This window comes from Shewanella sp. HL-SH8 (assembly GCF_051165765.1).
Lineage (GTDB): Bacteria > Pseudomonadota > Gammaproteobacteria > Enterobacterales > Shewanellaceae > Shewanella > Shewanella glacialimarina.
The window spans coordinates 4,248,777-4,260,983 of sequence record NZ_CP195039.1 but is presented as its reverse complement, the minus strand read 5'-3'; the positions used below and the strand labels follow the sequence as shown (position 1 = coordinate 4,260,983).

8 protein-coding genes and 1 other RNA gene are annotated in these 12,207 nt (G+C 43.0%); 5 read left to right on the top strand and 4 right to left on the bottom strand.

Annotated features, from left to right (window positions below; translation table 11 throughout):
- Window positions 1–7: 7 nt before the first annotated feature.
- Window positions 8–1,006 (top strand): tryptophan--tRNA ligase, encoded by a 999-nt coding sequence (gene trpS / locus ACRWQN_RS18815; protein ID WP_434939322.1) that lies wholly within the window; start codon window positions 8–10, stop codon window positions 1,004–1,006.
- Between the two features lie 72 nt (window positions 1,007–1,078).
- Here the strand turns inward: trpS and ACRWQN_RS18810 are convergent, their stop codons facing one another.
- From ACRWQN_RS18810 to ACRWQN_RS18795, 4 genes are all read right to left on the bottom strand, one after another.
- Window positions 1,079–1,660, bottom strand: coding sequence for a BON domain-containing protein (locus tag ACRWQN_RS18810; protein ID WP_434939321.1), 582 nt, complete (start codon window positions 1,658–1,660; stop codon window positions 1,079–1,081).
- Window positions 1,657–2,250 carry a phosphoheptose isomerase gene (locus ACRWQN_RS18805; RefSeq protein ID WP_226412843.1) on the bottom strand — a complete coding sequence of 198 codons (594 nt, stop codon included), beginning with the start codon at window positions 2,248–2,250 and terminating at the stop codon, window positions 1,657–1,659. Before ACRWQN_RS18805 ends, ACRWQN_RS18810 begins: the two co-directional genes overlap by 4 nt.
- A gap of 113 nt (window positions 2,251–2,363) precedes the next feature.
- Window positions 2,364–2,690: a YraN family protein gene (locus ACRWQN_RS18800; RefSeq protein ID WP_434927404.1), complete on the bottom strand. Its 327-nt coding sequence runs from the start codon at window positions 2,688–2,690 to the stop codon at window positions 2,364–2,366.
- Window positions 2,687–4,513: a penicillin-binding protein activator gene (locus ACRWQN_RS18795; protein WP_434939320.1), complete on the bottom strand. Its 1,827-nt coding sequence runs from the start codon at window positions 4,511–4,513 to the stop codon at window positions 2,687–2,689. The genes ACRWQN_RS18800 and ACRWQN_RS18795 overlap by 4 nt, the downstream gene beginning before the upstream one ends.
- An 89-nt stretch (window positions 4,514–4,602) precedes the next feature.
- Here ACRWQN_RS18795 and rsmI point away from each other — a divergent pair, with 89 nt between their 5' ends.
- From rsmI to ACRWQN_RS18775, 4 genes are all read left to right on the top strand, one after another.
- On the top strand, window positions 4,603–5,445 hold the full coding sequence (gene rsmI, locus ACRWQN_RS18790) for a 16S rRNA (cytidine(1402)-2'-O)-methyltransferase (RefSeq protein WP_434939319.1): 843 nt from the start codon (window positions 4,603–4,605) through the stop codon (window positions 5,443–5,445).
- Between the two features lie 66 nt (window positions 5,446–5,511).
- Window positions 5,512–5,877, top strand: an RNA gene (rnpB, locus tag ACRWQN_RS18785) — RNase P RNA component class A.
- A 324-nt stretch (window positions 5,878–6,201) separates the two neighbouring features.
- On the top strand, window positions 6,202–11,118 hold the full coding sequence (locus ACRWQN_RS18780; RefSeq protein WP_434939318.1) for a PAS domain S-box protein: 4,917 nt from the start codon (window positions 6,202–6,204) through the stop codon (window positions 11,116–11,118).
- Window positions 11,118–12,053 carry a diguanylate cyclase domain-containing protein gene (locus ACRWQN_RS18775; protein ID WP_434939317.1) on the top strand — a complete coding sequence of 312 codons (936 nt, stop codon included), beginning with the start codon at window positions 11,118–11,120 and terminating at the stop codon, window positions 12,051–12,053. The genes ACRWQN_RS18780 and ACRWQN_RS18775 overlap by 1 nt, the downstream gene beginning before the upstream one ends.
- Window positions 12,054–12,207: the final 154 nt, after the last annotated feature.

Below are 12,207 nucleotides of genomic sequence, written 5' to 3'. Positions count from 1 at the left end.
AAAACCCATGACTAAACCCATAGTTTTCAGCGGAGCACAGCCATCAGGCGAGCTCACCATAGGTAATTATATGGGCGCGCTACGCCAGTGGGTGGCAATGCAAGACACACATGATTGTATTTATTGTGTCGTTGACTTGCATGCAATTACTGTTCGTCAAGACCCTGAGAAATTACGTGATGCGTGCTTAGATACATTAGCGCTGTATCTAGCCTGTGGTGTTGACCCTGATAAAAGTACCGTGTTTGTCCAGTCACATGTGCCGCAGCATACTCAGTTAAGTTGGGCGTTGAACTGTTACACCCAAATGGGTGAGCTAAATCGCATGACCCAGTTTAAAGACAAGTCACAAAAGCATGCTAACAATATTAATGTCGGTTTATTTGGTTACCCTGTATTGATGGCAGCAGATATTTTATTGTATCAAGCGCAATCAGTGCCTGTAGGGCAAGATCAAATGCAGCATCTTGAACTGACGCGTGATATTGCCACTCGCTTCAATAATGCCTATGGCGATACTTTTACCGTGCCTCAGGCATATATTCCAGAACACGGCGCTAAGGTAATGTCATTACAAGAGCCGCTGAAGAAAATGTCTAAGTCTGATGATAACCGCAATAATGTTATTGGTCTGCTAGAAGAGCCAAAGGCAATTCTGAAGAAAGTTAAAAAAGCCATGACAGACAGCGGCGAGCCACCAGTGGTGCGTTTTGATGTTGAAAATAAACCCGGTGTATCGAACCTATTGAGCCTGATGTCAGGTGTAACGGGTAAGTCTATTGCGACTTTAGAAGCTGAGTTTGAAGGTAAAATGTACGGCCATTTAAAAGTTGAAGCTGGTGAAGCGGTTGTCGCTATGCTTGAACCGTTACAGGAACGTTTTAAGCAGTATCGTGCAGATGAAGCTTATCTTGAGCAGGTGATGAAGCAAGGGGCTGAAAAAGCCAAAGCGCGCGCCCAAGCAACTATAGACTTGGTGTATAAGAAAATCGGCATGATTGTATAGGGTTTTCTTATGCATAAAAAAGCACCTTTTTAGGTGCTTTTTTGATTTATACAATTAGGTTTTAAAGTTCGACTAATCTTCTTCTTTGGGCTCGACATATTCGAACACTTTAACGACTTTACGAACTCCGGCGGTATTGCGGGCCACGTCAACGGCCAGATCAGCTTGGCTACGTTCAATCAAACCGAGTAAAAATACCTCGCCATTTTCAGTAATCACTTTAATGCGCGTCACATCTAATGATTTCTCATTCAACATACGGCCTTTCACTTTAGTGGTTACCCAAGTGTCATTGCTACGGGTGGTAAAAGAAGTGGGATTACCAATACGTATTTGATTATGAATTTTACCGCCAATATTTAACTCTTGTACTGCTTTAATTGCTTTATCGCGCAACATAGAGTTAGGCGCTTGCCCATACATTAATACGTTACCGTTCATCACCACGCCAGTTATATTGGTTTGATTATTTAAGTCTTCGTATTTTGAAAGGGCGCCAGTAATATCAAAGCCAGCATTGGTATCACTGATTTGAGTAGACATACTGCGCTCATCATTAGCCATCTTGGCGCCACCAACAGCGCCAACCATAACTGCCCCAGCACATCCTTGCAGCAAGGCCATAACCGAGATGATGGCAACAAGCTTTATCATGCTTGTTCATCCTGAGGGAACAACGTACGGTCAATATTGTCACATAAGCAGTGAATGACTAATAAATGTACCTCTTGAATACGCGCGGTAACATTTGATGGCACACGAATTTCAACATCGCCAGCACTCATCAAGCCTGCCATAGCGCCGCCATCTTTACCTGTCATTGCGACAATAGTCATGTCACGGCTTAAAGCAGCTTCCATGGCTTTAATAATGTTGCCAGAGTTACCACTGGTAGAAATAGCCAATAAAATATCACCTGGTTGGCCTAAGGCTAAAATCTGCTTAGAGAAAATTTCATCGTAACTGTAGTCATTCGCAATGGCTGTAATAGTTGATGTGTCGCAGCTTAATGCAATAGCCGGTAAAGGTGGGCGCTCAATTTCATAACGGTTAAGTAGCTCAGCCGAAAAATGCTGCGCGTCACCGGCACTGCCGCCATTACCACATGAAAGAATTTTATTACCGCCGAGTAAACATTGCACCATCATTTCAGCAGCTTTTTCAATTGATTCAGGTAAGGCTTCCGCCGCATCAATTTTAGTTTGAATCGATTCTGTGAAACTGTCTTTAATACGTTCTAACATGCAACAATCCTTACGATATAGAATTTTTACTGGCGGCTAACTACCGGGGTGTATTGTCGCCAAGTCTGTGTCGATATAATGCCATAAATCAATGCTGTGGTAACTATTGATGCTTAAAAACATCCCTTAATCCAACTTATTTGTGTGTTATTTATGGCAATAACATCAAATCGGCAAGGTGGATTAATACCTTGTTGTTGCAAATAAGCGTTGGCACTGAGGCGAATGCGATTAATTTGCTTAGCGCTCAGAGCATTTATCGCGCCGCCAAAGGCTTGCGATTGGCGATATTTCACCTCAACAAACACTAAAGTCTGTTGCTGCTTCATAATGAGGTCAATCTCGCCGAACTTGTAGCGCACATTTGCAGTAACAAAGGTTAATCCTTGTTGCTGTAAATATTCTCTAGCCTGTTGTTCAGCGAGTTCGCCTGATGTCATAGTGGCGTGAGTTTACCTTTTTCGTATTTGCCCCAGGTTAATTGACGGTCAATTAACCCATTAGATTTTAGCGACAATGCACCGCTTCGGCCATTAAATTGGTATCCTGGAAATGCACGCATTTGGGCTAACCGGTTCACTAACTCGAGCGCGTCATACCCCATAACATATAAACGTTTTTGGCTGTTATTCCAGGTAGACCATAAAGATTCAACCATACGAGTTTCGTTACTTGGCTGCATTAACCAAGGTATGTCGCTGATCATCACTTTATTTAACTCTTGTGCCGACTGGGTTGATTCGTTTTCTAAGCGGCCGCGACTCGAAGTATAAAGTGCAACAGGTTCTGCAAATACACTGAAGTTAACGTCTAAAAAGGCTTTTAATAACGATAAATCTTGGTAAGCCGCAACCATATAGATAGCATCTATATCTTGGCGAGAGCGAAAATCAGCTTCAAGTTTGCTGCCCAGTATATCTTTCATACGAGTAATTCTTGCCTGACTGTCTTTAACCCCTAAGGCTTCCTGCACCGTGAGTTTCATTTGGTCGCCGCTATCAAAATAATGAATTTCAGCGTTATTTTCTGTTAACGATAACCAGGTTTGATTAAAGCTTTCAGCCATACGTTTACCAATGGCGTCATTACTGGTTAGCAGTAAAGGTATCTTAACCCCATCGGCGTACAATTTACGCGCGGCATCACTGGCTTCTTGCGCGGGTGATAACGAGAAATAAAATTGATTAGACTGTGGCTCAAACTGCTCTAGTTGATTTAAATACAGTTGCGGAATAAGTTGCTCTTTACTTTGGTTTAAGCGTTGCAACTCTTCCACTTCATTAGGCAATAATGGCCCGATAATAAAGTCTGCACCGGTATCAGTTGCTTGCTGATAAGCTGCTTTGATGCCTATTTGGCTATCAATAAAATGCAGAGTGACATTGCTATCAAATTCGGCCATGTAGCTGGCCATAATGCCCATTTTTATGGGTTCAGCAACAGCCGCTCTTGGGCCTGAAAGCGGTAATAGCACCGCAATGTTTTGCGGGCGATAAGGTTTAGCATTGAGCGCTTTTTCTAAATCAGACGGTAATTTTACCGCACCTGGATGATACGGGTTATTGCGTTGCCATTCGCCTAAATAACGAACCAGCTGAGTGGGTTCAACTGCATAGTGTTTAGCAATATAAGCGAGTTGTAGCCAGCCTGAAAATATTGGGTTTGCCGGTTCACGCATGAAGCTTTTAATGGTTTCTTCATGTAAGGGCTGTAACACTTTCCAAATAACGTCATTAACCTGAGTCGATTCAGATTTAGGCAAATAGTTACTTAACAAACTTAATTGTCTAATTTGATCGATAGGTTGTTGGATAGCCTTATAAAGGCGGGCTTTATACTGATGATATGTCGCCATTTGCCAACGGGGCAGTTGCCAATGGGGTGGATATTGTAATGTGTTTAATGCTGCCTGCGCATTTTGAGTCTTTTCATCAATACGCGCATTTAAGTAAATGTGCTCAGCCTGAATGGTAGACACTTTCACCATATTTTTTAGCATCGATGACAAAATGCTACCAGCAGAACTGTAATTACCATCATTAATATACGCATGGGCTGCTAATAACAGGTTGCGATCACGTTTTTCAGGTAAGCTGCTTTTGCTGGCTTCGGATAAATAAACACTTGCTGGTTGCTCTACAGACACTAATGACGTATTGACTACTTGATCAATACTTTCGGTTTTAGTGGCTGAACAACCAATCAATAATGCTGGTAGTGTCAGTGCCAATAGAAATTTAATTGAAATCAGTCTTTTTAACACAGGGCTTCACTCTGGTAAGATATTGGCTTTAGTTTAACCTGCTCTTACGCTGGGCGAAAGACTTGTGCAAAGAGATTATTGAGGTAGTTATGGATCAAGCCGCAGCACTTTATATTGTGCCCACCCCCATTGGCAATTTCGCGGACATGAGTAGCCGTGCAATTGAAGTGTTAAATCAAGTTAGCTTGATAGCATGTGAAGATACTCGGCACAGTGGCAGATTGTTAAGTCATTACGGTATTGAAACCCGTAAAACAGCCTTACATGACCACAACGAGCGTGATCGTGCCCAGTGGATTGTTGAGCAATTACAATCAGGTCAATCGGTTGCGCTTATTTCAGATGCTGGCACACCGCTAATATCTGATCCAGGCTATCACCTAGTTAAACATGTTAGAGATGCAGGTCATAAAGTCATTCCACTGCCGGGACCTTGCGCTGCAATTACTGCACTAAGTGCCTCTGGACTTCCATCAGACAGATTTAGTTTTGAAGGTTTTTTACCGGCGAAAGAAAAAGGTCGCATTGATAAATTAACAGCGCTTAAAGAAGACCCGCGTACGTTAATTTTTTATGAATCACCGCATCGAATTGTTCACAGCCTTACATCAATTGTTGCTGCACTGGGTGCTGATCGCCAAATTGTTATGGCTAGAGAAGTGACGAAAACCTTTGAAACCTTCTTATCAGGCACAGCTGAAGACGTTCTGGCAATGGTCACTGCAGATGAGAATCAACAAAAAGGTGAAATTGTTATTATGTGTCATGGTTTTGCCCAGGCCGACGATGAAGCAATACCTAAAGTCGCTATTGATACTTTGACACTGCTGGCAGGTGAATTACCGCTTAAAAAAGCTGCCGCAATCGCCGCGCAAATACATGGCTTTAAAAAGAATGCATTGTATAAAATTGGCCTTGAACTCGGTTTATAATTTTAGTCATATCGATAAAGCAAACTATGGATTGGTTTGTTGGCAGGCTTACGCTATAATCCGCGCCGAGTTGGCCAGACAGTTGCCGCGTACGCAAGTACGGGGAGGAAAGTCCGGGCTTCAAAGAGCAGGGTACCAGGTAACGCCTGGGCGGTGTGAACCGACGACAAGTGCAACAGAGAGGAGACCGCCATTTTAGCTTGCTAAAATGGTAAGGGTGAAAGGGTGCGGTAAGAGCGCACCGTGCGGCTAGCAATAGTTCGTAGCAAGGTAAACTCTACCCGAAGCAAGACCAAATAGGGTTCCATTACTTTAAATAGTATGTGCGCTGCTCGCGTAGGAACCGGGTAGGTTGCTTGAGCCTGTGAGCGATTGCAGGCCTAGATGAATAACTGTCCACGACAGGACCCGGCTTATCGGCCAACTCACCTCTTTATAATAAAAGGCCTCACAGCGATGTGAGGCCTTTTGTTTTTCGCTTATGCCTATATACGCAGTCGCCGTTCTAACTCGCATGTTACTAAGGTTGGTATTATTTACGGCATAAGCTAATTTTATCAAAGATATCATCAGCCTTGTTGTCTAGTGGCTAAATCTAACTAATTTATCAAAGTGCTCATAAACGGTTTGTGAGTGAAATTAACGCTTTAGAAAAGATTTTTTTAACCATTAGTGATTCCACTGGCGAAATCTTTCTGAGTAGTCCAATATCATAACTCTATAATTTTAATATCTTAGGTGATTATGGATTTGTCTTTGGAGTACAAAACTGCCGTTAAGCGCGGCTTCGCAGTGCTATTTTTGGGCTTAATCATCAGTGCCGCTTTGGCCTGGGTAGTTAATGAGCGTAACTCCGCTGAAATCAATAAGTCACTTCAAACTGCTTCAGAACAAATTAGTTATCAAGTATTGAGCCGTATCACTCTTTATCAATATGGTCTTCGCGGTGCTCGTGGAATGATTGTTACCGCTGGCGAAAATGAAGTATCTCGTGAGGCATTTGTTCGCTACAGTGCAACGCGAGAGGTTGATAAGGAGTTTCCCGGCGCGCGTGGGTTTGGTTTTATTCGTATTGTTTCCCCTGAGCAGCAAGCGTCTTTTATTACCCAAGCTCAACAAGATAGTTGGCCTAATTTTGCTATTCGTCAGCTTGCTCCCCACGATAATGACCGTTATGTGATTCAATATATTGAACCGGTTGAACGTAATATTGCTGCTGTTGGTCTTGATATTGGCTCAGAGCTGCAACGCCGAGAGGCAGCCGATGCCGCAATGCTATCTGGTGAAGTGCGTTTGTCTGGGCCAATTACCTTAGTGCAGGCGACAGGCAAATCGTTACAATCTTTTTTAATTTTGATGCCATTATACCGCAGTGTAGTAACTCCTTTAACACCAGAAGCTCGCAAAATTGAAGCATATGGTTGGAGCTATGCGCCTTTGGTGGCCGATGATGTATTGAGCGGATTAGCTTTATACCAGCAAACAGCTCAGTTAACCCTGACGGATGTAACTTCGCAAGATAACCCCATTACTTTTTATGAAACTCAGGCAACAGAAGCGGCTACTGTTACCCACTATCAATATACGGTGAACAAGAATATTTTTGGCCGTACATGGCAATTTAAGATAAGCGCCTACCCTGAATTTATCAATAACTTAAAGCTTAATCATGCCAGTGTTGTATTTATGTATAGCGTGCTTGTCAGTATTTTATTGGCGGGATTGGTTGTGCTGTGGTCTATTGGTTTACAACGTAAACAACAAGTGTTAACTGAACAGGCAAGGTTAGCCAATATGCTAGCGCATTCGCTTGACGGCATCATTAGTTATGATCTCGAGGGTTATATCACCAGCTGGAATCGAGGTGCTGAGTTACTGTTTGGCTACAACGAGGCACAGGTGTATGGGTCACTTAGTACTGAGCTGATTGTACCGCCTGAAAAAGCTGAACTTGAAAAATGTTGGTTTGCGAAAGTGTTAGCTGGAGAGGTTATTTTGAATCAAGTTTCATCTCATCAATGCCAAGATGGTAAAACTTTAGCGGCGTCTATGACCGCTATGGCGATAGTGGATGAACAGGGTGATATTGTCGGCGTTAGTCAAACCATTCGCGATGTTACGGCGCAGCAAGATGCAGAGCTGCGGATTTTAAAGTTAAATGAAAGCTTGGAATTTAAGGTTGCCAACAGAACGCAAGAGCTGCAACAAGCTCTATCTGAAAATAGAGCCCTGCTTAAATCAATTAATGATCAACTACTTTCTGTAGTTACTGATATTAACGGTGTTATTTTAGAGGTCAACGACTACTTTTGTCGAATGAGTGGCTATTCTCGCGAGCAGCTCATAGGGAAAAACCATTCAATATTACGCTCTGGTGAACATGATGCCGTATTTTGGCAAGGCATGTGGGCACAGATTAATTCGGGGCAATCCTGGCACGGTGAAATTTGTAATTTAGACCAACAAGGTAGCAGACATTGGTTTGATACCATTATTGGCTCAGTAGCCGATGACAATGGCAATATCGAACGCTTTATTGCACTCAGCACCGATATTACTGAGCGTAAATTTGCCCAGATTGAGAAAAATAAACTGGGATCACTATTAACCAGTGTATTAGATGCGGCTTCTGAAATGTCGATAATTGCCACAGATGAAAAGGGTATTATTACGATATTTAATCGCGGGGCAGAACGTCTATTGGGCTATGACGCCAAAGTGTTAGTCGGTGTATGCAGTCCTGCTTTAATGCACTTACGTGAAGAGATAGAGTCACGTTCGATTGAGTTATCGCAGCATTATGGTATTCCGATTGAAGGTTTTGATGTATTTGTTTATAAGGCCAGAACAGAAGGCTCGGAAACGCGCAATTGGACTTATATCAAAAAAGATGGAACCCATTGCCAGGTATCCTTATCAGTTACTGCTATGCGCGATGATGACGGTCTCTTAGTGGGTTATTTAGGTATTGCGGTGGATGTTACCCAGGTATTACAACAACAAGATGCTTTAGTGACGGCAAGTAATCATCTGAGTAAGGCTTCTGAAGTGGCCAAAATGGGTATTTGGACTTTCAACGTACTAGACAATAGTTTGCAGTGGAATGACCGTATGCTTAGGATTTACGGTTATCCATTGAGCATGCGAGAAGAGGAGATAACCTACGATCATTGGCTTAGTCGAGTTCATCCTGATGATTTAGCAATGGTAGAGCAGAAACTGACAGGGGCGATAGCGGGCACTGAGGTATATGATCCAGTATTTAGAATCATCAAGACTGATGGTGAAATTCGTTATATTCAAGCGGCTGCCGAGGTTGAAAAAGACAAGCATGACAATGTTGTGAGAGTGATTGGTATTAATATTGATATTACCGAACAACGTGAAATAGAAGAAACGCTTCGCACAGCCAAAGAACAAGCTGATGCAGCTAATGCCGCAAAGTCGGTATTTTTAGCCAATATGAGTCACGAAATTCGTACTCCAATGAATGCGGTGCTGGGCATGTTGCAGCTAATGGAGCATACCGCCATGTCCACTCAGCAAGAGGATTATATTGCTAAGACGCAAACTGCGGCTAAATCTCTGTTGGGTTTATTAAATGACATTTTGGACTTTTCTAAAATTGAAGCCGGTAAGTTACAACTTGACCCGCAGCCCTGCGAAATAGAAATGTTAATGCGCGACCTTGCCGTGGTGTTATCAGGTTATTTTGGCAATCGTGATGTTGAAGTGATGTTTAATCTTGACCCCGCTATCCCATCTTGGCTGCTTCTCGATAAGCTAAGATTACAGCAAGTGCTAATCAATTTAGCCGGCAATGCGCTGAAGTTTACCCAACAAGGGCAAGTCGTGATTGGCATTGAGTGCCTTGAATCAACAGCGGAAAATAACAAGCTGCGATTCTCGATTACCGACACAGGGATAGGCATCAGTGAAGAGCAACTTAGTCGCATTTTTACCGGATTTGAACAAGCGGAATCTTCTACAACTAGGCGTTTTGGAGGCACAGGTTTGGGGTTAGCCATTAGTAAACGTTTGGTAGAGCTGATGGACGGTGAGTTGTTAGTCACCAGCCAAGTCGGCAAAGGAAGTTGCTTCTGGTTTGATGTCACTTTACCGCTAATACCTATGACTGCAGAAGCTTCAATCGATATTCAGGGATGTCGAATTTTAGTGGTGGATGACAATCATACCACTACGGACATTTTACAAAGTATCTTGGTTAATTTTGGCTGCGTAGTCGAGTGTGCTCATAGCGGTGCTGAAGCGATAACTAAATGTAAACAGGCCAATAATGCTCGACTGCCGTTTGATGTTGTTTTAATGGATTGGAATATGCCTGAACTTAATGGCATAAATGCCGCGAGGTTATTGCGTGCGTCGGTGCAAGGCCAGCAGGGCCAGCAAGGTATTGCACCGGCGGTAATAATGTTGACGGCTTACAGTGAAGAAGCTTGCCGTCAAGATTATAAAGATTCAAGTGCGCCATTTGTGCACTTTTTAACTAAGCCTGTAACGTCTAAGCTTTTGGCTGAGTCCATTAGCCAAGTGATCCGCGGTGAGCTGATGGCTTTACCGGTACCGGTAAAACTGAACAAGCAAAAGCGCTTGTCGGGATTAACCATTTTAGTGGTAGAAGATAATCAATTAAATAGGCAAGTGGCCGATGAACTACTTACCCTAGAAGGCGCTAAGGTGGTATTGGCCGAAGGTGGTATTAAGGGCGTGTCTTTGGTTACCCAAGCAAAACAGGCATTCGATATCGTTATTATGGATATGCAGATGCCTGATATAGATGGCCTGGAGGCAACTCGACGCATTCGACAAGATGCCCGTTTTGATCAGTTGCCTATTCTTGCTATGACGGCTAATGCCTCACAGTCAGACAGAGTCAATTGTATCAATGCCGGCATGAATGATCACATAGGTAAACCTATCGATATGCAGAAGTTAGTGCCGAGTATTTTGGCCCTCGTAGGGCGTGAATTTACCTCAGTTGCAATCGATAATACTGTAGGCAAGCAAGAGACATCTGTAGTGCTTGAGCCTAAACTTCCTGCTGAGGGCGAGCACTTATTAGATAGCCTTGAACAAATACTGAGCCGATTTGGAGACAATGAAGTGTTTTTCAAAAAAATGGCCAAAGGATTTGAGGCTGAAATAGATAAACAGTTATTGCTGTTTACAGCTGCAATTGGGCAAGCCGATCCACTAATTAGCGCCGCAGTTAGCCATGGAATTAAGGGCGTTGCCAGTAATTTTGGCGCAAAAACCTTAGCTGATTTTGCGGCTTATTTAGAACAGCAGTTTAAACACGGTAACCCTCAAGTGCGACAAGTTGAACGCTGGACGGAGAAGTTAACTTTATTAGCTCAACTCAGCGTTAAGCAGCTGTCTGAGTATATATCTGAGACGCCATCAAATGAAGCACCAGCAGTTGACCCACAAGTGCAAGGTTTACCTGAAGATGTTGAACTTATAAACAATAAAATCATGTTGTTGAAGCAATATTTACAACAAAACAACTTGGATGCTATTTACCTAGTGGACGACATGGCCGCTTCATTGTCTTATCATAGGTGTTGGACCGAGTTATATTCCCAAGTTCAAGCGCTTGATTTTGAAAATGCTTTGGCATTACTCGCGGTTATCGAGACGGAGGTAGGTTAATGTTAGATTCTGAAGTATTGAGTTTGGCTGACGATAATAAAGGTAAGATCTTGATTGTTGATGATCAGCCGTTAAATATCAAAATATTGCATCAGCTATTTCATCAAGAGTTTGATGTCTATATGGCCACTAGTGGTAAACAGGCCATTGAAGTGTGCGAAAAAGTGAAGCCTGACGTGATATTGTTAGATATTGAAATGCCCGGAATGACAGGACTACAGGTTTGTGAAGAGGTAAAAAACAATCCTATAACCGCTCATACTGCAGTGGTTTTTGTGACAGCGCACTTTGATGAAGAGTTGGAAGTTAAAGGGTTTCAATTAGGTGCTGTTGATTTTATTCACAAACCAATAAACAGCATTATTACCACCACAAGGGTTAAAAACCAATTTTTACTCAAGCGCCAGTCAGATATTTTACGAGCGATTGCCCTGCTCGATAGCTTAACTGGATTAGCTAATCGCCGTCAATTTGAGCGGAGCTTACCTGAATCGTGGCGCCATTGTATTCGCCATAGTAAGCCTTTGTCATTAGTTATGCTGGATGTCGACTTTTTCAAACGCTACAACGACACCTATGGCCATCAACAGGGTGATGACTGCCTTCGCGCAGTCGCACAAGCTATTTATGGCATAGCACTTCGTCCCTATGATCTGGTCGCCCGATACGGTGGTGAAGAGTTTGTTTGTATTCTACCCGACACTGACAGTGAAGGCGCAGTCTCTATTGCTCAGAAGATGGTACAGGCAGTGCAGGCATTAGCTATTGAGCATACTGACTCTAGTATTTCATCTACTGTGACTATTAGCGCGGGCGTCGCCACCATTTTGCCGACGCTAGACGAGACATGGGAACAGGTACTCAAAGAGGCTGATATGCAGCTATATCAGGCGAAAGAGTCAGGGCGTAATCAGGTTAAAGGGATAATGTTGTAACTGACATTATCATCGCGACTAGACGAACCATTCTCGATAAGTTTACCTTGTGTCTTCTTCGACACCTTGTTCCTATCAACGGCTTTTATTTCACCTCGCTCATTTAAGGTGGGCGTCTTTGATATCGATCCATTTATTAAATCAGCAAGCAAGC

What these genes read in the sequence shown, in the direction of transcription:
- ACRWQN_RS18775 (WP_434939317.1), top strand. Translation starts at nt 11,118, where the DNA reads ATGTTAGATTCTGAAGTATTGAGTTTGGCTGACGATAATAAAGGTAAG.
- ACRWQN_RS18800 (WP_434927404.1), bottom strand. Translation starts at nt 2,690, where the DNA reads ATGACATCAGGCGAACTCGCTGAACAACAGGCTAGAGAATATTTACAG.
- ACRWQN_RS18810 (WP_434939321.1), bottom strand. Translation starts at nt 1,660, where the DNA reads ATGATAAAGCTTGTTGCCATCATCTCGGTTATGGCCTTGCTGCAAGGA.
- ACRWQN_RS18805 (WP_226412843.1), bottom strand. Translation starts at nt 2,250, where the DNA reads ATGTTAGAACGTATTAAAGACAGTTTCACAGAATCGATTCAAACTAAA.
- rsmI (WP_434939319.1), top strand. Translation starts at nt 4,603, where the DNA reads ATGGATCAAGCCGCAGCACTTTATATTGTGCCCACCCCCATTGGCAAT.
- trpS (WP_434939322.1), top strand. Translation starts at nt 8, where the DNA reads ATGACTAAACCCATAGTTTTCAGCGGAGCACAGCCATCAGGCGAGCTC.